Source organism: Micromonospora sp. SD19 (assembly GCF_054462275.1).
Genome location: NZ_JBTLMN010000001.1, coordinates 1,455,098 through 1,477,554, shown reverse-complemented (window position 1 = coordinate 1,477,554; position 22,457 = coordinate 1,455,098). Strand labels below are relative to the sequence as shown.

The window sequence follows — 22,457 nt, the reverse complement described above, 5'->3', positions numbered from 1 at the left end:
GAATTCCGCTATGCACACAGTGGCCGTGCTCGCCCTCGACAGCGTCGTCCCGTTCGATCTGGCCACCCCGATGGAGGTCTTCCAGCGCACCCGCCTGCCGGACGGCCGGGCCGGCTACCGCGTCCTCGTCTGCGCCGCCACACCGACGGTCACCGCTGGGGCGTTCAGCATGGCGGTGCCGTGGGGCCTGGACGTGCTCGTCGACGCCGACACCGTCGTCGTGCCGGGTGTGTCCGACCCCGCCGCCGCGACGCCCGCCACGGTCCTCGACTCGCTGCGCGCCGCCGCCGCGAACGGTGCCCGGATCGCCTCGATCTGCGGTGGCGCGTTCACCCTCGCCGCCACCGGCCTGCTCGACGGGCAGCGCGCGACCACGCACTGGCTCGCCACCGACCGGCTCGCCGCCGAACATCCGCGGATCCAGGTCGACCCCAACGTGCTCTACGTGGACAACGGCCAGTTCCTGACCTCCGCAGGCGCCGCCGCCGGGCTCGACCTGTGCCTGCACCTGGTCCGCCGCGACCACGGCGGCGCTGTCGCGGCCGCCACGGCGAGGTTGTCCGTCATGCCGCTGGAACGCGCGGGCGGGCAGGCGCAGTTCATCACGCACGAACCGCCCGCCGCCGCCGGGGCGACACTGGAGCCGCTGCTGACCTGGATGCGCGACAACGCCCGGCGCGAGCTGACCCTCGCCGACATCGCCCGCCACGCCGGCTTGAGCACCCGGACGCTGAACCGGCACTTCCGCGACCAGACCGGCACCAGCCCGCTGCGGTGGCTGCACCGGGTCCGCGTTCACCAGGCGCAGCATCTCCTGGAAACCACCGTCCATCCCGTCGACCGGGTGGCGACGCAGGTGGGTTTCGGCTCCACCACCGCCTTCCGGGACTGCTTCAAGCGGATCACCGGCACCAGCCCGCAGGCGTATCGGCGGAGCTTCCGGTGACCGCAACGCCCGGGCACCCGATGGGCAGGGATGACGCAGCCGCTGTGCAGCAGCCGGCCCGACGCCGAGCAGCGTCGGGCCAGCGCGAGAGCCCGCGAACCGTCACCAGGGCACCACACCTGCGTCCTCGAAGAATCCGCCGGTGGGGCCTCCGTCGGGCAGTGTGGCCAGGCGGATGGCGGTCGCCGCGCCCTCCTGGGGAGTACGCACGCCACGGAAGCCGTTGAGGTCGGTGGCGACGTAGCCCGGGCAGGCGCAGTTGATGAGGATGTTCGTGTCCGCCAGTTCCCGGACGTACTGAAGGGTCACCGCGTTCAGGAACGACTTCGAGGGCGCGTAGGCGACAGCGACCGGGCCTGTGGAGGTCTCACCACCGGGACCTGACTGTCGGGCCAGAGAACCGACGCTGCTGGACATGTTCACGATGCGCGGCGAGGCCGACCGGCCGAGTAACGGCAGCATGGCGTTCGTCACCCGGATGACGCCGATGACGTTGGTCTCCACCACCGTGCGGATGACGGCCGGATCGACGCTGCTCGGCTGCTGCGGCCCGCCGCCGGTGATTCCGGCGTTGTTGACCAGGGCATCGAGGCGTCCGGCGCGTTCGGCGATCAGGTCGGCTGCGGCGGCGACACTGCGGTCGTCGGTGACATCCAACGGGACACCGAAGGCGTCGACGCCGGCGTCCCGCAGCCGCGCCACCGCCGCGTCCCGCCGGGTCTGCTCACGCGCCCCGACACCCACGCTCCAGCCCAGCGCACCGAGGCCTGCCGCGATCTCGTACCCGATGCCCTTGTTAGCCCCGGTGACCAGGGCGATCTTCTTGTCACTCATGTCTTCGACTCTGAATCGCGGCTGGCGAACCGTCCAAGACCACCTGAGTCACGGGCGATACCCTCACGGTATCGCCGCGCCTACGTACCCCCCGGCTAGGCTCTACGGGTGGAAACACGAGAGCTGCGGTACTTCGTCGCCGTGGCCGAGGAGTTGCATTTCGGCCGAGCAGCGCAACGCCTGGGCATAGCCCAGCCTCCATTGTCGCGGGCGATCAGTCAGCTCGAACGTCGTCTGGGTGCCACCTTGTTGAGGCGTGACAGCCGGTCGGTGACCCTGACCGAAGCCGGTGCGGTCCTGCTGCACGAAGGACGAGCAGCGCTGGACGCTGTGGAAGCTGCCGAACATCGCACCCGCCGCGCAGCTCTCGCCGTCACCGGTCACCCTGGCGTCGTCCTGGCGACCAAGGCTGGAGCGTCCAGTGAGTTGCTCGCGAAGCTACTGAACGCCTACGCCACCGAACCTGGATCGGTCGACGTCGACGTGATGCTGTGTGGCCCCGGCGAACAGGAACGACTGTTGCGGACCGGCCGTGCCGATGTCGCGATCCTTCACCACCCGTTCGACGACCTGAGCGGGTTCGACACCGAGGAACTGTTCACCGAGGGCCAGGTCGCCATCCTCCCGGCCGGCCACCCCCTCACCACTCGCGGGAGTTTGCAGCTGAGCGAGGTGACCAAGCTGCCCGACCTGCCTCTACCGCGCTGGCCCGGGGATGATGGCACCTATCCCGACGGCCCGGGTCCTGAGGCACGGAGCCACTCACAACTTTTGCAGCTCACCTCCCTTGGCCGGACCTTGCTGGTCGTGCCTGACTCCGCCCGATCCCAGCTGAACGACGATGTCGTCGCAGTGCCGATCGTGGACGCGCCGGACGTCACCACGGTCATCGCCTGGCCCCCGCACAGCCGTTCCCGAGCCGTCGCTGATCTTGTACGAGCCGCACTCCGCCTCTAGCGGCTGACATCGCCTCGTCGCACCGATGTACGCGAAAAGGCCCTGACCGGCAGAGATCTGCCAGGTCAGGGCCTTGCTCGTTGGTGCGCCGCCAGGGACTCGAACCCCGAACCCGCGGATTAAGAGTCCGCTGCTCTGCCAGTTGAGCTAGCGGCGCTCGATCGGCAACGGAGAGAAGATTAGCACCCGGTCGAGCCGGGCTCCAATCCGGTTACCCGGCTCCCCCCTTCGGTCGAGCTTACCGGGCATATGGCCACAAAAGCCCCCGCGCACAAAAGTCCGGGGCGTGGGTGGCGGCGCTGATACGGCACGATGTCCGCCAGGTACGCGAGAACAGAGGTGGGGATGGCACGGTTCACGCGAGCCGGGGCGGTGGTGGGCGCCCTGGCCCTGGCGGCGTCGCTGGCACTGGCCGGGTGCGGCGGCGACGAGAAGAAGCCGGAATTCGTTGGCGGGGCGTCCTCGGACGCGAGTGCCGCCCCTGGTTCAGCCGCGCCGTCGGCACCGAGCGCACCGAGCGGCCCGCCGCTCACCCTGAGCCCGGCCGACGGCACGAAGAACCGGCCGGTGAGCACGGAGATCAGCGCGAAGCTCCCGGGTGGCGGGAAGGTGTCCGCGGTGACCCTGACGGCGGACGGTGGTGGCTCGGTCGAGGGCAAGCTGCGTACCGATGGTTCGTCCTGGGTGCCGTCCGCGCCGTTGAAGTGGGGCACCCGCTACACGGCCACGGTGACGGCGAGCGCGTCGGACGGCACGAGCAGCCAGGGCACCAGCAGCTTCACCACGATGGCCAAGCCGAAGTCGACGATCGGTTCGGGCCTGTACCTCTTCGACGACAAGAGCTACGGGGTGGCCATGCCCGTGGTCACCGAGTTCCACCCGGGCATCCCGAAGAAGGACCGCGCGGCGGTGCAGAAGCGGATGTTCGTCAAGACCGACCCGCCGCAGCCGGGTGCCTGGCACTGGGTCAGCAACGGCACGCAGGCCTACTACCGGGCCCCCGAGTACTGGAAGCCCGGCACCACCATCACCGTGCGGATCGCCCTGGCCGGCATGCCGCTGAGCAACGGCCGGTACGGCGACATCGACCGCAAGGCCACCGCCAAGATCGGCCGGTCGTTCGAGATGAAGGTCGACAACGCCAACAAGAAGATGACGGTGTACGAGAACGGCGCGCCGGTGCGCACCATCCCGGTGAGCCTGGGCAAGAAGAGCACGCCGTCGTCGAGCGGCACGATGGTGGTGATGGAGAAGAAGGAAGCCACAGTCTTCGACACCCGGGACGACCCGGACCCCGCCAACCGTTACGTGACCGACATTCAGTTCGCCCAGCGGCTCACCTGGGGTGGCGAGTACATCCACGCCGCGCCCTGGTCGGAGCACGTGCAGGGGCGGCGGAACGTCTCGCACGGCTGCGTGAACGTGTCGATGGCGAACGCCCGGTGGTTGTTCGACAAGACCCGGATCGGTGATCCGATCACGATCAAGGGGACCGAGCGCAGGATCGCCGCCGGCAACGGTTGGACGGCGTGGAGCCTGAGCTGGTCGGAGTTCGTCAAGGGCAGCGCGTTGCCGGTGCCCAGTGGTGGAGCCGGTCCGGCGATCTGAGGCGTCGGCTCGTTACGCCGGCTCCGTCGTTGGCGGGGCCGGCGTACCCTTGCACTCCCGCCGCGCGAGGGCTGCACGGCGACCCCGCGATCCCCGCACGGAGACGAGCCAGGCTCACGAAACGCCGAATAGTAGCAGAATTCGGACACTATTGATGGCGTGTTTCGGTTCACCCTCGGCAACCGGGGCCGGCTCTGGCGCGTCAGTAGGAGACGATGGGGCAGCGACCACGACTGTGAGGGAAACCATGCGAGCTAGCCAGGACCAGCTGATCAGGCCCGGTGGGCGACGCCGCGTGTTCGCGGCGGGGCTTCTCGCCGTGGCGCTGGCCTTCACCTCCGCCTGCACCGACGGCGACGGCGGCAAGCCGTCCTCGTGGCACGGCGGCGGCGAGAACCCGGCACCGAAGGCCGCGGCGACGATCAGTGAGCCGGCGGCCGACGCCAAGGACGTGCCGGCGTCCACCGGCATCACCTTCACCACCAAGGACGCCGTGGAGACCGCTGTCGAGCTGAAGGACTCCGCCGGCAAGACGGTCGAGGGCAGCCTCGCCAAGGACGGTACGTCGTGGTTGCCGGCCGGCGCGCTGGCGTACGGCACGAGCTACACGGCGACAGTGACCGCCACCGGCGACGACGGGCGTCCGGCCACCGCCACCAGCACCTTCACCACCATGGCCAAGCCCGGCAACCAGGTTCGGGTGAGCAGCTTCCTCGGTGACAACCAGGTGGTCGGGGTGGGCATGCCGCTGATCGTGAAGTTCAGCCGGAACATCCCGGAGGACTACCGCGACGACGTGCAGCGCCGGATGACAGTCACCTCGACCCCGGCGCAGGAGGGGATCTGGCACTGGGTCAGCCCCACCGAGATCCGGTACCGGCCGAAGGAGTTCTGGAAGCCCAACAGCACTGTCTCCTACCGGGTGCAGGCGGGTGGCCTGCCGATGGGTGCGGGTTGGTACGGCCGCGCCGACCTCTCGGTGGACGTCAAGATCGGCGCGGCGGTGGTCATGACGGTCGACAACAAGACCAAGCGGATGACGGTGACCCGCAACGGCTCGGTGATCAAGACCATCCCGGTCAGCCTGGGCAAGAAGAGCACCCCGTCGTCCAGCGGCACCATGGTCGTGATCGAGAAGCTGCGCAAGACGGTCTTCGACACGTTCGAGGAGCTGGGCCCGGAGGACGGCTACCGCACCAAGATTGACTTCGCGCAGCGCCTCACCTGGGGCGGCGAGTTCATCCACGCGGCACCCTGGTCCGAGGGGCAGCAGGGCAGCGTGAACGTGTCACACGGCTGCGTGAACGTGTCGATGGCCAACGGCGACTGGCTCTTCAAGAACACCCAGATCGGCGACCCGATCACCGTCAAGGGCACCGAGCGCAAGCTACAGAACGGCAACGGCTGGACCGACTGGAACATGAGCTGGGACGAGTACGTCAAGGGCAGTGCCATTCCGTACGAGCCCCCGGCCGACCCGGACACCACCACCCCGAGCCCGGACGCGACGAGCACCCCGTCCGCCACGCCGACCGCCTGAGCCACCCGAGCAAAAGCCCCCTCTGCGGAGGGGGCTTTCTCGTGGCTGCCCCTGGCTGACCCCCAAAACGACTCAGGCCCCCTCCGAAGAGGGGGCCTGAGCGGTGAAAGCAGTGGGGTGACTGATGGGAATTGAACCCACGACAACCGGGACCACAACCCGGTGCTCTGCCAACTGAGCTACAGCCACCATGCCGCCGTCGCCCGGTCGATCGCTCCGGGCGGGGTGCGGACCAATAATAGCCACACCACAGCCAGGCACGTCCAGCGGGTTGCCGGTCGGCGCCGCCGGGGTCAGAGTTCGGCGGCGATGGCCTTGGCGGTCTCGACATCCGGGCCGGGCAACGGGACGAAGACGGTGCGCCGGTAGTACTCCAACTCCCGGATGCTCTCCCGGATGTCGGCCAGCGCCCGGTGCGCGAGACCCTTCTGCGGCTGGCCGAAGTACACCCGGGGGTACCAGCGACGGCAGAGTTCCTTGATCGACGACACGTCGATCATCCGGTAGTGCAGGTGCGCGTCGAGGCGGGGCATGTCCCGGGCGATGAAGCCCCGGTCGGTGGCGATCGAGTTGCCACACAGCGGGGCGGTACGCGGGTCCTTCACGAAGCCGCGGACGTACTCCAGGACCAGGTCCTCGGCTTCGGCGAGAGTGACCGCCGAGCGGCGGACCTCTTCGGTGAGGCCGGACTTGGCGTGCATCGTCTGCACGATCTCCGGCATCCCCTCCAGCGCCGCTTCGTCGGCGTGGATCACCACGTCGACACCGTCACCCAGCACGTTGAGGTCGGGATCGGTGACCAGTGCCGCAACCTCGATCAGTTTGTCCCTGCCGAGGTCCAACCCGGTCATCTCACAGTCGATCCAGACGAGGAGATCAGCCACCGGGACAGCCTACGCGCAGCCCACGCCCTGTGGCTGCGCGCTCTCGGCGGACCGGACCGCTAGGGTTTCGGGGTGCCAGCAGAACCCGTCGCACCGCCCGCCGTCACCGAAGACGATCCCGGCGGTCGTACGGTCCGTCGCCTGGTCGCCGTGGTGGCGCTCAGCGCCGTGCTGCCAGCGCTCTACCTGCCCGGCCTCGTGCACGACTTCTTCGATCTCAAGATCTACATGTCCGCGATGGACTGGTGGCGGGTCGGCCACCCGCTCTACGACTACGTGCAACCCGACCGGGTGCAGGGCGAGCTGTACTTCACCTACCCGCCCTTCAGTGCGCTGCTGCTGTGGCCGTTCGGTCTGCTGCGGCTCGGCGCGACCGTGGCGATCTTCACGGCGTTGACAGTGTTGGCAGTGGTGCTGACCACCCGGTGGCTGGTGATGCCGGTGATCGACCGACACGGCCTGCCCCGAACGTTCACAGTGGTCACCGCCGTCCTGCTGGTGCTGGCGGTGGAGGGCATCCGGGAGACGATCACCTTCGGCCAGATCAACATGTTGCTGGTCGTGTTGATCCTGGCCGATCTGCTGTTCGCGGTACCGCGGGCGCGACGCTGGGCCGGGGTGGGCGTGGGGCTGGCGACGGCGCTCAAGATCTTCCCCGGCATCTTCATCGTGTACCTGCTGGTCACCCGCCGGTGGCGGGCCGCCGCGGTGGCGAGCGCGACCGCGGCGGCGGCGACACTGCTGGCGGCGGCGATCGCCCCGCGCGACTCGTGGCGGTTCTGGACCCACGAGCTGTGGGCCACCGAGCGGGTGGGGCGCACCGACATCGTCGGCAACCAGTCGCTGTTCGGCCTGCTCAGCCGGTTCACCGCCCCGGAGAAGCCGGACCGGCTGCTCTGGCTGCTGCTGGTCGCCGTGGTCGCCGGCTACGGGCTGTGGCGGGCCGCCCGGGCGGCCCGGGCCGGTGACCCGTTGACCGGCCTGACGTTGACCGGGTTGGTCGGCTCCCTGGCGAGCCCGATCACCTGGACCCACCACATCTACTGGTTCGTGCCGGCGGTGGTGCTGCTCGCCGACGCGGCGTTGAGCGCCAACCGCCCCGACGAGGCACGCCGACGTCGGTGGCTGGCCGCCCTCGCGGTGGGCATCACCGCCCTGACCATCTACGGGGTGGTGACGTTCCAGGCCTGGGGTGTGGCGCCGGTCCGCACCCGTGACCCGTTGGACTTCCTCCTGCAGAACACGTACGTGCTGCTCAGTCTGCTGCTGCTGGTCGCGCTGCCGGTGCGGTCGAGGCTGCGTGCGGAAAATCGCACCAATTGGACAGACCTCCCGAGTAGCCATGATCGGCGCTAACCTGTCCTCATCTACCTCAAGCGTCGCTCGGGTAGCACCGATCCCCCGGTGAGAGTGGCCCTCCGCGTCGGCAGCGCGAAGGGCCACTCGCCGTTCCACCCGCCGCCAGCGGCCGGCCGCCACCAGGCACGGCAACAACCGGACCGTCAGCCGGCCGGATCGCCATCGGGCCGACCGTCAGCCGGTGGGGCCACCACCGGTCGGGCCGTGGGCTCCTCCGCGTCGGCCGGCGGCCAGGCGAGGCTCAGCGTCACCTCCGGCGGACGGGGCAGCCGTACCGGCTCGTCAAGGTCGGCGAGGGTGGCCGGGCGGGCACCGATCGCCGACCGGGACCGCTCCGCCGCCCCGGCACCGACCGGGGTGAGCTGACGTACCGCCAACGGCTCGGTCGGCTCCGGCTTCCGGGGGCCCAGGCCACTGAGCGACGTGACCCCGAGGCGGCCGGCGAGCACCGGCACCTGGTCCGGCTCGACCACGAAGATCACCTCGCGCGGGCGCAGCGGTCGCAGCAGGATCAGCACCGCGCCCACCACCAGCAGCACGCCGACCGCCAGCAGACCCCAGGCGGCCGGACCGGTCCACCCGACCTGCAACTCCGCGCGCAGGTCCAGGGCCAGGTCGGCACCGCCGTCGGGGCGCATCACCACCAGGCTCATGGGCTCGTCGGCGAGGTCGTCCGCGCTCCACTCCAGCGAGCCGATTCCCTCGCGTACCCAGAAGGGCCGACCCAGCGGCGTGACCAGGCCGTCGGCCGTCGCGGCGCCCGGCGGGTCGGCGCGCGGGGTGTCGAGGGCCGGTCCGGCCGGGTCGAGCCGGACCGGCAGCGGCCCCCGGGCCAGCGCCACCCGACGGACCGTGGCGTGCGGCACCGCCGCCAGCCAGCCACGCACCTCGGCGGTGGGCGCCAGCCCGACGAACGCCGGCCCGCCAGTGGTGCGGGCGTCCAGGTGCAGCCGGGCCTGCGCGGTACGCGCGAAGGGCGCCTCCTGTCGCAGCAGCCGGTCGAGGTCGGTGACCACCACCGCGCGACCGGGCGTGCGGACCGTTTCGAAGCGGGCGGTGAAGACCCCGCCGGGGTCGGCGTGTCGGGTCACCAGCCACAGCCCGCCACCGGCGAACAGCGCCGGAATTCCCACAACCAACAGCAGCATCCCGGCGATCGCCCGCACGAACCGCATCCGCACCGTCCCCCTCCGTAGCCAAATACCCGGCCGACCTTACCGACGCAACCCGCCTGATCAGGGGATATCCACGGCACGGCCGACTCCGACTGCGGAAAGCACGCTGGCCCGCCGGAATATCCGGCGGGCCAGCGGGTCAGACCGGGGTCAGGCCTTGGCGACCGGCTCCCGGCGGGTCCGCGTGAACGCCAGCCCACCCAGCACCAGGCCGGCGAGACCGGCGACGAGACCGGCCACACCGAGGCCGACAGCGAGCCCGTTGCCGTCGTCGTCGTCATCATCGTCGGGCGATGCGACGGCGGCGCTCGGCGAGGCCGAACCCGCCGGCGCGGCCGCGGCGGCCAGGGTGAGCACCGGCGCCGGGTGCTCCGGCTCCTCGGCACCCGCCGCCACCGGTTCGTCGATCCAACGCGAGATGTTGCCGTCCGAGTAGGTCTGCAGGGTCTTGAAGATCATCGAGTCGACCTGCGGCAGCGGCCCCAGCGAGACCGGGAACTCCTGGAACTGCCCCGGCTTCACCCCCGCGTCACCGGAAGCCGTCCAGGTGATCTTGGAGACCGCCTCGGTGAGCTGACTGCCGTGCACCTCGATCGGCGGGTCCACCTTGCGCTTCTCCGTGGTGACCGTCCAGCCGGGCACCGGCATCGTCGACACCGAACCGACCGGGGCGTTCTCCGGCAACACGACCTCCAGCTTGGTGGTCGACGCGGTGTCGCTCTCGTTCGGCACCCGGAACGCCACCCGGGCGTAGCCGCCCTGGGTCGCCTCCTTCGGGTTCACCGTGACGTGCGCGGACGCCGGCCCGGCGAAGCCGAGCACAGCGGTGGCGGCGGCGGTGAACGCCAGGGCGGCAGCGGCGGTTGCGGTGCGCCGGAATCGGGTCATGGGTTTCGCGAACCTCTCTAACGGATGGGCACGGTGGCGGTCACCGTGGCCTGGTCGATGTCGGTCGTTCGGGCGGTGATCTTCAGTTGCCACTCGCCGGAGGTCGGCAGGCTGATGTCGCCGTAGGCGTGACTGTCCGTCAACCGCAGCAACGGCACCTCGATCGGCTCGATCCCGGCCGAGGGCAGCGCGACTGTCGCCTTCCACTCCGCGACCAGCAACGGCTGGTTGTTCTTGTCGTACGCGTACAGGTGCACCGAGTTGTTGCCCCGCTGGGCCGGGCTCACCTCGACCTCCACTGCCAACAACGGGTTGTCCAGCCTGGTGCTGAAGAAGCCGGACTCGGACCCGGCCGACGGGCCGGCCACGGCGGTGCGGGCGGGCGTGGTCTGCACGAGCGTGGCGGACACCGCCAGCACCACCACGGTGACTGCCAGCTCCACCAGGACCGCTCGGCGCACCGGCGCCGGGCGTTGCGCCGCGACCCGGCTGCGCACCAGGTGCCGGGAGTACGCGGCCACGGCGATGACAATCGCGAACAGCCCGATCTTGGCGAGCAGCAGACGCCCGTACGTGGTGTCGATCAGCGCCCGCGGGGTGGCCACCTCGATCAGCGCCTGGACGGTGCCGGCGAGCAACAGCGCCGAGACGGCGAGCGCCGCCCAGCGCGACCAGATCGGCAGGATCGCGCCCAGCTCCCGTTCGTCGGCCTGGCGCAGCAGGAAGACGGCGAGCATGAGCAGACCGCCCAGCCAGACCGCCATGCTGCCCAGGTGGACCGCGTCGACCACCACCGACACCGCCGGCGCCGGGGAGGCCGCCGGATGCCCGGCCAGCGGCCAGGTCAGCAGGGCGGCACCGCCGAGCACGGCCAGGATGATCGCGTCCGCCCGACCGGCGGGCCGGGCCAGCAGCGGGCGGAGCAGGAAGATCGACGCCGCCAGCAGGCCGAGCCGGACCAGGTGGGCGGCGCCGAAGGCGCTGCCGAAGACACTGCCGAACCCCTCACCGGTGACGTCGAAGAGACCACCGCCGGCGGTGTAGGGCACCTGCAACCACAGGTCGGCGAGGGTGGCGAAGGCCACCAGACCGAGGCCGGTCCAGGCCAGCCGGGTCGGCCCCCGCCGGGAGAGCCGGCGCGGCCAGAGCGCGGCGAGCACCAACGCCGGCCCGACCAGCAGCACCAGACCCGCGTAGCCGAGGAAGCGGGCCACCTTCACCGCCGTCCCCACCACCGGGTTGGCGCGGCTGTCCGTGCCGGAGTCGACGGGCGGGGTCGAGGCGGCGCCGACCGAGTAGGTGAACGCCCCGGAGACCGGGTGACTGTCGGCGGAGATCACCCGGAAGCTGACCAGGTAGGTGCCGCGCGCGCCGCCCGGGTCCACCGGGATGGTCACCACGCCGCCGCTGAACGACGGTTCGCCCCGGTCGGCCCGGGACCCGTCCGGCGCGATGACCCGGATCTTGCCGGGCACCTTGCGGACCGACTCACTGAACGTGAGGACCACCTCGGACGGCCCGCTCGGCACGACGGATGAGGCAGCCGGACTGCTGCTCTGCAGCACCGCGTGGGCGCTGGCGGAGGTGGCTGGCGCGATCAACAAGGCGACGACGGTGACCAGGAGGCCGGCGGCGGCGGCCAGTCGGGCGGCCCAGCGGCGGGGGGCGACAGTCATGCCGGCCATGGTCGCCGATCGGTGTCCCGTTCGGCGACCCGAGGGGGGTGGCCGCGTCGGAGATCGCACGTCATGAACGGGTAGTCGGCCCGGGTCGGGGAAAAGTTCCCGACGTGGCGCAGACCATCCAAGGGCCGAACGACCCTGACGCGCCGCCGGGTGCCGCGTAACCTGGTGTGTCGTGATCCCTGTCCCGCGTGACTCCGGTGCCGCCGGTCCGGCGGAGCCGGTCGACGACGTCGCCCGGGACCCGGCAACCGGGTGGGCGTTGACCGCCCGCGACGGTGACCCCACCGCCCAGGCGGCGTTCGTCCGGCTGACCCAGGCCGACGTCTGGCGGTTCACCGCCGCCCTGGTCGACCCGGACAGCGCCGACGACCTGACCCAGGAGACCTACCTGCGGGCGTTTCGGGCGCTGCCCGCGTTCGAGGGTCGCTCCAGCGCCCGCACCTGGCTGCTCGGCATCGCCCGGCGGGCCTGCGCCGACCACCTACGCACGGTCATCCGGCGTCGGCGGCTCGACGAGCGACTGACGGCGAACGCGTACACCGACCGACCGCACCCGGACCCGGCCGGCCAGCTCGGCGCCGCCGACCTGGTCCGCCGCCTCGGCCCCGAGCGGCGCTCCGCGTTCGTGCTCACCCAACTGCTCGGCCTGTCGTACGCCGAGGCCGCCGCCGTCGAAGGGGTGCCGGTGGGCACCATCCGCTCCCGGGTCGCCCGGGCCCGCGACGACCTGGTCGAGGCGGTCGGCGACGCCCTGACCGGCTGACAGTGGAACTTCCGGCGCGGACGGGACGACAAATGAGCGTGACACCTTCCACCCGGGGCGGCCGGTGGCCAGTGGTCCGCCCCTGGCTCGGCATCGCCGCCCGACTCGGCCTCGCCGCCGTCTGGTTGGTCGCCGGCGCGTCGAAGGTCAGCGATCTCGCCGCCTCCGGACGGGCGGTCAACGCCTACCAGGTGCTGCCGTACGACGTGGCGACAGTGATCGGCGCGGCCCTGCCCTTCGTCGAGCTGGCACTGGGCGTGCTGCTGCTGCTCGGTCTGGCCACCCGGCTCGTCGCCGGGGTCTCCGCCGCACTGCTGGTGGTCTTCATCGCGGGGATCGCCTCGGCCTGGTCGCGAGGGCTGGCCATCGACTGCGGCTGCTTCGGCAGCGGCGGGCAGCTGGCGGCCGGGCAGGCACCCAGTTACCTCCCGGAGATCCTCCGGGACCTGGGATTCTTGGTTCTAGCCGGATTTCTGCTGATCTGGCCGCGTACGCCGGTATCGGTGGACGGGTGGTTGTCCGGCGAACCCGTTGTGGAGGACGAGGATGAGTAGTCGAAAGGGGCAGCGGGACGCCGCCCGGGTGGTCCGCGAGCAACTGGCCCGCGAACGGCGTCGCCGCCGCACGATCTGGGTCTCCGCCGCCGCGGTCGTCGTCCTGGTCATCGCCGGCGTCGTCGGCTGGGCCGTCTGGTCCAACCAGCGCTCCGACGACTTCACCACCCCGCCCGGCGCCAACAGCGCCGGCACGGGCATCGTCACCGGCAACGGCCCGGTCACCGTCGACGTCTACGAGGACTTTCTCTGCCCGGCCTGCAAGCAGTTCGAGCAGACCAGCGGGTCGACGCTCGAACAACTGGTGGCCGAGAACAAGGCAACTGTCGTCTACCACCCGGTCGCGTACCTCAACCGCTTCTCCACCACCGAGTACTCCACCCGCTCCTCGGCCGCCTCCGGCTGCGCCGCGGCCGGCGGCAAGTACCACGAGTACGCCAAGGCGCTCTTCGCCCAACAGCCACCCGAGGGCAGCGCCGGGCTCACCGACGACCAGCTGATCGACATCGGCACCAGCGTGGGCCTCGACCGGGGCTCCTTCGGCACCTGCGTGAAGGACCAGACGTACCGGACGTGGACCGAACACGTCACCGACGACGCCAGCCGGAACAACGTCACCGGCACGCCGACCGTCAGGGTCAACGGTCAAGCCGTCGAGAACCCCACCCCGGACGCGCTCACCGCAGCCGTGGCGGCGGCTGGCAAGTGATCCGTACCCTGCTGGGCCGCGCCGGCCTGGTCGCGGCCGCGGCCGGCCTCGCGACAGTGATCAGCGCGGCGCCCGCCGCCGCGCACGGCGCGGACGCCCCGGACGGCACCGACTACCGCACCCGGACCACCGGCGTCGCACCGGCGCGGCCAGGACTTGAGGTACGCGTCATCGAGGCGGGTGCCCGACTGGAGCTGACCAACCACACCGGCCGCACCATCGAGGTCATCGGCTACTCCGGCGAGCCGTACCTACGCGTCGGCCCGGACGGGGTCTTCGAGAACAGCCGCTCCCCCGCCACGTACCTCAACAGCACCATCACCGGGGAGACCGCGCTCCCGGCCGAGGCCGACCCGGCCGCCGCACCGGTCTGGCGGCGGATCGCCGACGGCACCACGGCACGATGGCACGACCAGCGCGCGCTGTGGCAGGAGTCCGCTCCACCTGCCGCCGTCCGCGCCGCACCGGAGCGCGAACACCGGGTCCGGAACTGGAGCATCCCGCTGCGCGACGGCACCGACCCGGTGGCGATCGGCGGCACGCTGGACTGGGTGCCGCCACCGGACGCGTACACCTGGTGGGCGGTGACCATCGTGGGGCTGCTCGCGGTGGGCGCGCTCGGCCTGCTCCCCGCCGCCGGCCCGGCCGGCGCCCGCGCGCTGTCCGCGCTGGGCGTGCTGCTGATGGTCGGCGGCGCGCTGGCCGTCGGCTACCCGGTGGGACGCGAGTTGGACGCCGGCGCCCAGGGCGTCGGTGGCGTGCTGGTCGGGCTGCTGTCCGGGCAGATCTGGTCCCTGCTCACCGGCCTCGGCGCGATAGCCGCCGGCTGGTACGCGCTACGCCGCCGCCCGGCCGCCGACTTCGTGGTCGCGCTCGCCGGGGCCTGCCTGGCGCTCTTCGCCGGAGCGGCGAACGCCGCCGTGTTCGCCCGCGCCATCGCCCCGGTGCCCTGGCCGCCGACGACCGCCCGCGTGCTGGTGGCGCTCTTCCTGATCACCGGCGCCGGCGCGACAGCCGCCGGCATCCTGCGCCTGCACGCCGCCTCCCGCAGCACTGCGGCCGCACCACGGGTCGAGCCCGCCGAGAGTGGGTCTACGGCTGCGGGGTGAACCCGTAGGGCAGTTCCAGGCGGTGCCGTGCCAGCAGGGTGGGGTCGTTGAGCAGGGTGTTGGTGGGGGCGTCGGCGACGATCCGGCCGCCGTCCAGGATCACCGAACGCTCACACAGCTCCGCCGCGTACGGCAGGTCGTGCGTGACCATCAGCAGGGTCACCGGCAGACCGCGCAGGATCTCGGCCAGCTCACGACGGGCCGCCGGGTCCAGGTTCGACGACGGCTCGTCGAGCACCAGGATCTCCGGGTGCATGGCGAGCACCGTGGCCACCGCCACCCGGCGGCGCTGCCCGAACGACAGGTGCTGCGGGGCCCGGTCCCGGTGCTCACCCATCCCCACCGCGGCGAGCGCCTCGTCCACCCGGGCGGCCAACTCGGCCCCCCGCAGACCCAGGTTCGCCGGCCCGAACGCCACGTCCTCCGCCACCGTGGGCAGGAACAACTGGTCGTCCGGGTCCTGGAAGACGATGCCCACCCGGCGACGCACCTCGGCCAGGGTGGCCCGGTCCGGTGTGACAGTCAGCCCGCCGACGCTCACGCTCCCCTCGGTCGGGCTGAGGATGCCGTTGAGGTGCAGCACCAGCGTGGTCTTGCCGGCGCCGTTGGGCCCGAGCAGCGCCACCCGGTCGCCGCGCGGCACGACCAGGTCAACCCCCTGCAGGGCGACGTGCCCGTCCGGGTACGCGTAGCGAACACCCCGAACGTCGAGCGAGACAGCGGTCTGCACGACACCGATCATGACAGGACGACGGCGGTGGCGGCGATGGAGGCCGCCACCACCGGCACGGTAGCCGCGACCAGCCACTGACCGGCGCTCGCCGCACCCTCGCCCTGCCACACGGCCGGCATCCGCCCGGTGTAACCCCGGGACAGCATCGCCAGATAGACCCGCTCGCCGCGCTCGAAGGCGCGCAGGAACAACGCCCCGATCCCGGCGGCGAAGCCACGCAACTGCCACAGGAAGCGCGGGTCGTCGCCCCGGGAGATCCGGGCCACCCGCATCCGCCGGGCCTCGCCCACCAGCACGTCCAGGTAGCGCAGCATGAACGTGGCGATCTGGGTGAGCACCTGCGGGCAGTGCAGCCGGTCCAGCCCCACGATCAGATCCCGGGTGGTGGTGGTCGCGGCGAGCAGCAGCGAGGCGAGCACCCCCAGGGTGCCCTTGGCCAGAATGTTCCACGCGCCGTGCAGCCCGTCCTCGGACAGCCGCAGACCCAGCACCTCGATCCGGTCGCCGCTGCCGAGGAACGGCAGGGCGACGGCGAACAGCACGAACGGCAGCTCGATCAACGCTCGGCTGAGCAACCACCGTGGCCCCACCCGGGCCAGCGCCGCCACCACGGCCACCAGCACCGCGTACGCGCCGAAGGCCCAGAACGCCTCGCGCGGGGTGGCCACCACGGCGATGGTGAAGACCACCATCGCCACGATCTTGACCTCGGGCGGGAGCCGGTGCACCGGCGAGTCCGACTCGCGGTACAGCACGTGCCCGTGACCGGCACCCATCCGCGTACCCCTGCTCAGCTGGCCGTGCCGGCGCGCGACGCTGTCGCATCACCGTCGGTGGGCGTGGGCACCGCCGCGTCACCGTCGGTGGGCGTGGGCGTCGGCGCGTCACCGTCGGTCGGCGGGGTGCCCCGCCGGCGGAGCAGCCAGAACCCGCCGGCGCCGATCGCGAAGGTCACCAGCACACCGAGCACCCCGGACAGGCCGGTGGAGACGAAACTGTTCTGCACACCGCGGACGGCGTAGTCGGCGAGCGGGCTGTCGGCCAACTCGTGGTCGCGGGCCTGCTGCGCCGGGCAGCTCCCGCCGACGATGTTGTCGTCGGCGTCGACGGTGCAGCCCTTGAGCAGTGACGAGTCCAACCCGTCCGGATGCGACGAGGCGTAGTTGCTGACCACACCAGCGAGCAGCAGGGCGACCAGCAGGCTGCCGGCCAGGAAGGCCCAGGAGCGGTTCTTCATCGGACACCTCCGGCGACCGGGACGACGGGGACGGCGGGCGTACGCAGGGAACGCAGCGCGTACACCAGGTCGGGGCGCACCTTCGCGACGGTGAGCACGGTGGTCGCCGTGATCAGGCCCTCGCCGATGCCGATGAGCAGGTGGACGCCGGCCATGGTGCCGGCCAGCCCGGCCAGGTTGCCGCCCAGGTCGGTGGTGCCGCCGAGCCAGTACTGCAGGACGAAGCCCTGCGAGGCGACGACCACGCTGAGCATCGCGGCGACGAACGCGGTCACGGCCAGGCCGGCCCGCGTGCGGGGCAGCACCCGCAACAGCAGCGCGATCAGCGCGTACGCAGCGGCAGTGCCGAGCAACGCCATGTTCGTGATGTTGAGGCCGAGCATCGCCACGCCGCCGTCGCCGAAGATCAGCGCCTGCACGACGAGCACCACTGCCACACAGAGCGCGCCGACCCACGGGCCGACCAGCATGGCGGCGAGCGCGCCACCGAGCAGGTGCCCGCTGACACCGGCCGTGAAGATCGGGAAGTTGAGCATCTGGACGGCGAAGATGAACGCCGCCACCAGGCCGGCCATCGGGGCCAGTCGGTCGTCCAGGTCCCGTCGGCCACGCAGAACGCAGACGGTCAGCGCGGCCAGAGCGAGCGCAGCGAAGACCGCTGCCACGGGACCGTCGATGATCCCGTTCGAGATGTGCATCGCCAGTGTCTCCACGCGACCTCCCACGCCTGAGCGGACCCGACCGGGCCGGCATGGGTCAGCCTATTTCCCAAGCCTCGTTGTTGCCAGACTCTGGCAACAAGGCATGGGCTTGATCACCTTTCCAGGTCAGGCTTTCCCGACCGCCTGCTGCTGGTCGCCGGCGCGGCACCCCCCGGCACGGCGGTAGGGTCGGGGCCATGACCGCGCCCGACCGCCTCTCCCCCGGTGACCCCGCCCCCGAGTTCACCCTCGGCACCGACACCGGCGACCAGCTCTCCCTCAGCGACCTGCGAGGCCGCAAGGTCGTCCTGTACGCCTACCCGGCCGCGATGACCCCCGGCTGCACCAAGCAGGCCTGCGACTTCCGCGACTCGCTCGCCTCGCTCCAGGCCGCCGGCTACGAGGTCATCGGCATCTCCCCAGACAAGCCGGAGAAGCTGGCGAAGTTCCGCGAGCGCGACGCGATCACCTTCCCGCTGGTGTCGGACCCGGACAAGGCAGTCCTGATCGCCTACGGCGCGTACGGCGAGAAGCAGCTGTACGGCAAGACCGTCACCGGCGTGATCCGCTCGACCTTCGTGATCGACGCCGACGGCAAGATCGAACGCGCGCTCTACAACGTCAAGGCCACCGGGCACGTCGCCAAACTCCGCCGCGACCTCGGCCTGGACTGACCTGTCGTACCGGTTCGCTACGGTCCGTCAGTGGTTCGATACAAGTACACGCCCGAAGCGCTCGCCGCCGCTGCCGCCGCCGCCCGCAACATCACCGAGGTGATGCGGCTGCTCGGCGTACGCGTCAGCGGCGGCTCGCACGCGCACATCAGCCGGCAGCTCAAGCGGTTCGGCATCGACACGTCACACTTCACCGGTCAGGCACACAATCGAGGCGTGCGGTGGCGACGGGTGTCCCCGACGGAACTGCTGGTGGTGCTGCCGCCCGACTCTCGGCGAATCCCGGGAGTCCGCCTCAAACGCGCCCTGGCAACAATCGGCCTACCCGAGACCTGCGAGGTGTGTGGCACGGGGTCAACGTGGCAAGGCGCCAAACTGACGCTGCACGTCGACCACATCAATGGCGATTTTCTCGACAACCGACCACGCAACCTCCGTCTGCTCTGCCCTAATTGCCACAGCCAGACCTCCACCTACGCAGGTCAGCGACGGCCTGCGGTCGTTGCGCCCGAGGTGGTCTACGATCCTGATGCGGTTACTCCCACCGGCTTCCCACTGGGCAGGCGACTGCCGCGCCGGATGGAGTGGCCGTGGACGCTGGTGGAGTTCAGCTTCAAGGGGCCGTAGCCCAACGGCAGGAGGCATGCGGTTTAGGTCCGCACCAGTGCGGGTTCGAATCCCGTCGGCCCCACATCGCCATTGAATGACGACGGATCCTGGCTCGGTCAGAGCCAGGACTGTTGTTGGGCGCGTCACTGTCGTGGGTCGCGGGCCTGGTCGTCGGGTCAGGATGGCGGGCGTGAGTCTGCGCTTCGTCCTCGACCCCGATCTGACCCCGCAGCTGCGAGCCGAGATCGTCGACCTCTGGGTGGACGTCAGCAACGCTGGCGGCGCCGTCGGTTTCGTGCCACCGGTCAGCACCACCGACGTGCACGTCATCGCCGAGCCGACCTTCGCGGGCATCACCGACGGGCCGGACCGGCTGCTGGTCGGCTACGCCGGTGACCGGCTGGCGGCGATGCTGATCTTCGGTGACAACCGGTTCGCGCTCAAGACGCACTGGTGTGTGGTGAAGCGGGTGATGGTCCACCCGGACACCCAGGGCGCCGGCTACGGCGCGGCGCTCATGACGGAGGCGGCCCGGTTGGGCAGGGCGTTCGGCCACGAGGCGCTGCACGTCACGGTGCGCGACGGGCTGGGGTTGGACAGGTTCTACGCCGGCCTCGGGTATCGGGAGATCGGCCGTCTGCCGGGCGCGTTGCGGGTGGCCCCCGATGACGACCGGGACGAGATCCTGATGTGGCTCGATCTGGCTGTGGCCGACTGAGTGGTCAGCCGGCGCACCGACGGGCGTTCGCCTGGGCCGAACTGGTGGTCGACGTGGCGGTGGCCGGCGCGCTCGCCTTCGCGACCTCGACCGGGCGACGGGTCGGCGTCGGCGTGGCGGCGGGTCGGTTGCTCGGCGGTCGGGTCGACGCGGCGGGACGCCGGGTGGCCGCCGCCGCGCCGCCGGGTGCGTACATCCGGACCGTGCTGTTCTGCACCTGGCCCGGGGCCATCCGGATGCCGCCGACGGTGACCCGGTTGCCGTACACGTCGCTGACCCGGAGGGTGAACGGACCCGGCCCGACGCCGGAGGCGATCAACCAGTAGTTGTAGTCCTGCCGTGCGGCCGGCTGCCAGGGGTCGCTGTCTCTCTGCCGGACCTCGACGGACCGCAGCGGGTTGCCGTGGTTGCCGACCCGGACGGCGAACCACCACTGCGACGCGCCCTCCTTGATCCGGAAGGTGAGTGGTCCGGGCAGCGGGGGGTTGACGACCGCGCGGTAGGTGACCGGAACGACGCCCTGGACCGGGTCGGCGATCCGGGCGAACGCCTCACGGGACAGGTCGAGGTGGCCGGGCTGGCACTCCGGGCACTGGTCCATGATGAGCACCCGGACGGTGCCCTTCGGGCCGATGACGTCGAGGAATCCGCCGCAGGCGGCACCGGCGGAGTATTCCGTCGGCCCGAGCGCGACGTAGAGCCGATTGGCCGGGGCGGATGGGTTCGAGCAGTTGCCGCCGGCTCCCTTGGAGTCGTAGAAGGTCGCCTTTCCGGTGTGCGTGGCGTTGCCGGTGGGCGGCGCGGCGGCGAGCGTCCGGCCGGCGGCGCAGGCCGGGGTGGATCCGGAGCGTAGGGCGAGGGTGAGCCCGAGCGTCGCCGCGAGGACGGTGACGCCGGTGGCGACCAGCCAGGGCTTCGCGCCGGACGACGGTGCCGGCCGGTCCGTTGGGGGATGGTCCAGGTCGATGGTGATGTCGACAACGCTTCCGTCCGGCACGACGGCGATGCTGCCGGATTCTGGCGGGTGCCGACAAGCGGGCTAAGCCAAAGCTAAGACAGCATCGACGGACGGTGATGAGGGGGTGCGGATTGCCGGTTGCTGGCGGGGTCAGGGCTCGACGACGATCGGGGCGCCCACGGCCAGGGGTCCACTGTCGATCGGCACCAGGTTCAGTCCGAAGAGGAGTTTCTGCTTGACGTTGCGGTGCCGCCCGAGGGTGCGCAGCGGCTCCTTCGTGCGTACCCCGGTCTCCTGATCGGTGGTGGTCACCACGCAGCGGTCGCACGGCCCGGCGGCGCGGAACAGCCGGTCGCCGATGCGCAGTGGCCGACCGACCCAGTCGTCCTCGGCCCAGGCCGGCGCGCCGCTGACCACCAGGTTGGGTCGGAACCGGGTCATCGGCACCGGTTCCTCCCCCGCCTCGGCGAGCCAGTCGTTGAGGCCGTCGAGGGAGGCGGCGTTCGCCAGCAGCACCGGGTAGGCGTCGGCGAAACTGACCTGGTCACCGGTGTCGTGTTCGCGGGACCCGGCGGCCAGGTGGCGGGTCGGCTGGGCCAGCCAGACCAACCGGACGGGTCGGCCGAGCAGGGCGGTGAGCCAGTCGTCGGCGTTCTGGCCGGCCGGCAGCGCGGGCACCGGGAAGGCGCGGCTGCGGAAGGTGCGCACCGGTACCGGTTCACCGCCTGCGGGCTCGGGCACGTCGAGGTCGGGCTGCCCGTCGGCGCGTAGCGACAGACCTCCGGGGCGCACCGAGGCGCGCAGGCCCACGAGCCGGGTGGTGTCCCGCTGGGTGACGCCGACGCCGTCGGCGTCCACGACCATCCAGCGCCGGTCGCCGGCCAGCCCCCACCGGTGCACGAACGCACCGTCGTGGTCGAGCCGGTGACAACCCTTGATCGGGTACGTGTGAATGGAGGTCAGCCGCACCCGGCTACCATGCCACGCCGATCCCGTCGCCCGGGTACCAGTGGTTGACCGGGCTCTCCCGGTACGCGAGGAACCGGCGGCCGGTGCGTTCGGCGTGCTCTGCGAGCACGTTGGTGCTGGTGACGTTGTCGGTGAGCAGGATCGCGCCGGGGGCGAGCGTGGGCTCCACGGCGTCGAACTCACGCTTCTCGTGGGCACGGCTGTGGTCGCTGTCGTGCAGGAACAGGTCCACCGGGCGGTCCAGCGCGCCGATCGAGGCGACCGAGTCGCCGATCACCAGGTCGACGACCTCGGACCAGGGCGCGACCCGGGCGAGGTAGCCGGCCTCCGGGTTGATGTCCAGGGAGGTGACCCGCCCGGGGTGCCCCTCCTGCGCGTTGCGCAACAGGGCGGACGCCAGGACGCAGGTGCCCAACCCCTTGTCGACGCCGGTCTCCACGACGTGTGCGGGGTGGGTGGCCCGGACGATCGCGTACCAGCCGACGCGTCGGGCGTAGCGGACCTTCCGGTCGGCGAGGCCACGGCGGGCTGCGGTGGCGGTGGCCTGCTCGATGTGGTGGCGCAGCGCGTCGTCGGACTCGATCTCGGCGACGTAGCCGCGGACCTGCTGCACGGGGATGTCGCAGACGACGCTGACGAACCAGGTCAGGTGGTGGCGGCTCAGCTTGGTCAGCTCGTAGGTGTAGTTGTGATGCTCACGGGAGGTGACCAGCCACCGGGCCGAGGCGCGCAGCACCTTGGCGTCGTGGCGGGCGACCCGGGCGAACCGCTTGGGGAAGGCGGCGACGGGTGCGAGCGGGGTACGGGCGATGGCTCGGCGGAGCTTCGTTGCGTCCACCGAAGGTTC

24 protein-coding genes and 3 tRNA genes are annotated in these 22,457 nt (G+C 71.3%); 13 read left to right on the top strand and 14 right to left on the bottom strand.

Features of this window, described 5'->3' with window-relative positions; genetic code table 11:
* The first annotated feature begins 10 nt into the window (after positions 1 to 10).
* Positions 11 to 946: a GlxA family transcriptional regulator gene (locus ACX27O_RS06895; protein WP_458939077.1), complete on the top strand. Its 936-nt coding sequence runs from the start codon at positions 11 to 13 to the stop codon at positions 944 to 946.
* 102 nt (positions 947 to 1,048) lie between these two features.
* Here the strand turns inward: ACX27O_RS06895 and ACX27O_RS06890 are convergent, their stop codons facing one another.
* A complete protein-coding gene (locus ACX27O_RS06890) occupies positions 1,049 to 1,780 on the bottom strand; it encodes an SDR family oxidoreductase (RefSeq protein WP_458939076.1) in 732 nt (243 codons plus the stop codon).
* Positions 1,781 to 1,888: 108 nt separating this feature from the next.
* On the opposite strand from ACX27O_RS06890, the gene ACX27O_RS06885 reads away from it, so the two are divergent.
* Positions 1,889 to 2,737 carry a LysR family transcriptional regulator gene (locus ACX27O_RS06885; protein ID WP_458939075.1) on the top strand — a complete coding sequence of 283 codons (849 nt, stop codon included), beginning with the start codon at positions 1,889 to 1,891 and terminating at the stop codon, positions 2,735 to 2,737.
* 81 nt (positions 2,738 to 2,818) lie between these two features.
* Here ACX27O_RS06885 and ACX27O_RS06880 read toward each other — a convergent pair.
* Positions 2,819 to 2,894: transfer RNA gene (locus tag ACX27O_RS06880), tRNA-Lys, on the bottom strand.
* 188 nt (positions 2,895 to 3,082) lie between these two features.
* Here ACX27O_RS06880 and ACX27O_RS06875 point away from each other — a divergent pair.
* Positions 3,083 to 4,345, top strand: a complete 1,263-nt coding sequence (locus ACX27O_RS06875; RefSeq protein WP_030331198.1) for a L,D-transpeptidase — start codon at positions 3,083 to 3,085, stop codon at positions 4,343 to 4,345.
* A gap of 247 nt (positions 4,346 to 4,592) precedes the next feature.
* Positions 4,593 to 5,885: a L,D-transpeptidase gene (locus ACX27O_RS06870; protein ID WP_358125730.1), complete on the top strand. Its 1,293-nt coding sequence runs from the start codon at positions 4,593 to 4,595 to the stop codon at positions 5,883 to 5,885.
* A 113-nt stretch (positions 5,886 to 5,998) separates the two neighbouring features.
* On the opposite strand, the gene ACX27O_RS06865 is transcribed toward ACX27O_RS06870, so the two are convergent.
* Both ACX27O_RS06865 and orn read right to left on the bottom strand, forming a co-directional pair.
* Positions 5,999 to 6,074: transfer RNA gene (locus tag ACX27O_RS06865), tRNA-His, on the bottom strand.
* Positions 6,075 to 6,178: 104 nt separating this feature from the next.
* Positions 6,179 to 6,769 carry an oligoribonuclease gene (orn, locus tag ACX27O_RS06860; protein ID WP_036411320.1) on the bottom strand — a complete coding sequence of 197 codons (591 nt, stop codon included), beginning with the start codon at positions 6,767 to 6,769 and terminating at the stop codon, positions 6,179 to 6,181.
* Between the two features lie 72 nt (positions 6,770 to 6,841).
* On the opposite strand from orn, the gene ACX27O_RS06855 reads away from it, so the two are divergent.
* Positions 6,842 to 8,125 (top strand): glycosyltransferase 87 family protein, encoded by a 1,284-nt coding sequence (locus tag ACX27O_RS06855; protein ID WP_358137511.1) that lies wholly within the window; start codon positions 6,842 to 6,844, stop codon positions 8,123 to 8,125.
* 146 nt (positions 8,126 to 8,271) lie between these two features.
* Here ACX27O_RS06855 and ACX27O_RS06850 read toward each other — a convergent pair whose 3' ends face one another.
* From ACX27O_RS06850 to ACX27O_RS06840, 3 genes are all read right to left on the bottom strand, one after another.
* Positions 8,272 to 9,303: a hypothetical protein gene (locus ACX27O_RS06850; RefSeq protein ID WP_458939110.1), complete on the bottom strand. Its 1,032-nt coding sequence runs from the start codon at positions 9,301 to 9,303 to the stop codon at positions 8,272 to 8,274.
* 150 nt (positions 9,304 to 9,453) lie between these two features.
* Positions 9,454 to 10,191 (bottom strand): YcnI family copper-binding membrane protein, encoded by a 738-nt coding sequence (locus ACX27O_RS06845; protein WP_030331207.1) that lies wholly within the window; start codon positions 10,189 to 10,191, stop codon positions 9,454 to 9,456.
* Between the two features lie 17 nt (positions 10,192 to 10,208).
* Positions 10,209 to 11,876, bottom strand: a complete 1,668-nt coding sequence (locus ACX27O_RS06840) for a copper resistance CopC/CopD family protein (RefSeq protein ID WP_400447147.1) — start codon at positions 11,874 to 11,876, stop codon at positions 10,209 to 10,211.
* Between the two features lie 172 nt (positions 11,877 to 12,048).
* On the opposite strand from ACX27O_RS06840, the gene ACX27O_RS06835 reads away from it, so the two are divergent.
* From ACX27O_RS06835 to ACX27O_RS06820, 4 genes are read left to right on the top strand one after another with little or no spacing between them, the layout of a single operon-like run.
* A complete protein-coding gene (locus tag ACX27O_RS06835) occupies positions 12,049 to 12,639 on the top strand; it encodes a sigma-70 family RNA polymerase sigma factor (protein WP_210865153.1) in 591 nt (196 codons plus the stop codon).
* Between the two features lie 32 nt (positions 12,640 to 12,671).
* Positions 12,672 to 13,193: a MauE/DoxX family redox-associated membrane protein gene (locus tag ACX27O_RS06830; protein ID WP_030331212.1), complete on the top strand. Its 522-nt coding sequence runs from the start codon at positions 12,672 to 12,674 to the stop codon at positions 13,191 to 13,193.
* Positions 13,186 to 13,902: a DsbA family protein gene (locus ACX27O_RS06825; RefSeq protein ID WP_030331213.1), complete on the top strand. Its 717-nt coding sequence runs from the start codon at positions 13,186 to 13,188 to the stop codon at positions 13,900 to 13,902. Before ACX27O_RS06830 ends, ACX27O_RS06825 begins: the two co-directional genes overlap by 8 nt.
* Positions 13,899 to 15,011 carry a hypothetical protein gene (locus tag ACX27O_RS06820; RefSeq protein ID WP_210865150.1) on the top strand — a complete coding sequence of 371 codons (1,113 nt, stop codon included), beginning with the start codon at positions 13,899 to 13,901 and terminating at the stop codon, positions 15,009 to 15,011. Before ACX27O_RS06825 ends, ACX27O_RS06820 begins: the two co-directional genes overlap by 4 nt.
* Here ACX27O_RS06820 and ACX27O_RS06815 read toward each other — a convergent pair.
* Genes ACX27O_RS06815 through ACX27O_RS06800 form a run of 4 tightly spaced genes read right to left on the bottom strand, consistent with a single transcriptional unit; the run spans position 14,995 to position 17,694 of the window.
* Entirely contained in the window at positions 14,995 to 15,753 is a 759-nt protein-coding gene (locus tag ACX27O_RS06815) for an energy-coupling factor ABC transporter ATP-binding protein (RefSeq protein WP_030331215.1), read from the bottom strand. The two genes, ACX27O_RS06820 and ACX27O_RS06815, sit on opposite strands and share 17 nt — an antisense overlap.
* The gene (gene cbiQ, locus ACX27O_RS06810) at positions 15,750 to 16,520 is read right to left on the bottom strand and encodes a cobalt ECF transporter T component CbiQ (protein ID WP_030331216.1); all 771 of its coding nucleotides are present in this window, start codon (positions 16,518 to 16,520) and stop codon (positions 15,750 to 15,752) included. The genes ACX27O_RS06815 and cbiQ overlap by 4 nt, the downstream gene beginning before the upstream one ends.
* A gap of 14 nt (positions 16,521 to 16,534) precedes the next feature.
* On the bottom strand, positions 16,535 to 16,981 hold the full coding sequence (locus ACX27O_RS06805) for a PDGLE domain-containing protein (protein WP_458939074.1): 447 nt from the start codon (positions 16,979 to 16,981) through the stop codon (positions 16,535 to 16,537).
* Positions 16,978 to 17,694, bottom strand: a complete 717-nt coding sequence (locus tag ACX27O_RS06800; RefSeq protein WP_210859347.1) for an energy-coupling factor ABC transporter permease — start codon at positions 17,692 to 17,694, stop codon at positions 16,978 to 16,980. Before ACX27O_RS06800 ends, ACX27O_RS06805 begins: the two co-directional genes overlap by 4 nt.
* Before the next feature lie 185 nt (positions 17,695 to 17,879).
* Between ACX27O_RS06800 and bcp the strand changes: the two genes are divergently transcribed.
* From bcp to ACX27O_RS06780, 4 genes are all read left to right on the top strand, one after another.
* Positions 17,880 to 18,356 (top strand): thioredoxin-dependent thiol peroxidase, encoded by a 477-nt coding sequence (gene bcp, locus ACX27O_RS06795; protein ID WP_210859345.1) that lies wholly within the window; start codon positions 17,880 to 17,882, stop codon positions 18,354 to 18,356.
* 30 nt (positions 18,357 to 18,386) lie between these two features.
* Positions 18,387 to 18,983, top strand: a complete 597-nt coding sequence (locus tag ACX27O_RS06790; protein ID WP_209444544.1) for an HNH endonuclease signature motif containing protein — start codon at positions 18,387 to 18,389, stop codon at positions 18,981 to 18,983.
* Positions 18,974 to 19,047 (top strand) — tRNA-Leu (locus ACX27O_RS06785). The genes ACX27O_RS06790 and ACX27O_RS06785 overlap by 10 nt, the downstream gene beginning before the upstream one ends.
* Positions 19,048 to 19,155: 108 nt before the next feature.
* Positions 19,156 to 19,683: a GNAT family N-acetyltransferase gene (locus tag ACX27O_RS06780; RefSeq protein WP_400447138.1), complete on the top strand. Its 528-nt coding sequence runs from the start codon at positions 19,156 to 19,158 to the stop codon at positions 19,681 to 19,683.
* Between the two features lie 4 nt (positions 19,684 to 19,687).
* Here ACX27O_RS06780 and ACX27O_RS06775 read toward each other — a convergent pair whose 3' ends face one another.
* The 3 genes from ACX27O_RS06775 to ACX27O_RS06765 all read right to left on the bottom strand — a co-directional run bounded on the left by ACX27O_RS06775 (position 19,688) and on the right by ACX27O_RS06765 (position 22,448).
* Complete coding sequence (locus ACX27O_RS06775) at positions 19,688 to 20,680, bottom strand: expansin EXLX1 family cellulose-binding protein (RefSeq protein ID WP_458939073.1); 993 nt, start codon at positions 20,678 to 20,680, stop codon at positions 19,688 to 19,690.
* A gap of 111 nt (positions 20,681 to 20,791) precedes the next feature.
* Positions 20,792 to 21,610, bottom strand: coding sequence for an MOSC domain-containing protein (locus tag ACX27O_RS06770; protein WP_458939072.1), 819 nt, complete (start codon positions 21,608 to 21,610; stop codon positions 20,792 to 20,794).
* A 4-nt stretch (positions 21,611 to 21,614) separates the two neighbouring features.
* Complete coding sequence (locus ACX27O_RS06765; RefSeq protein ID WP_458939071.1) at positions 21,615 to 22,448, bottom strand: class I SAM-dependent methyltransferase; 834 nt, start codon at positions 22,446 to 22,448, stop codon at positions 21,615 to 21,617.
* Positions 22,449 to 22,457 lie beyond the last annotated feature (9 nt).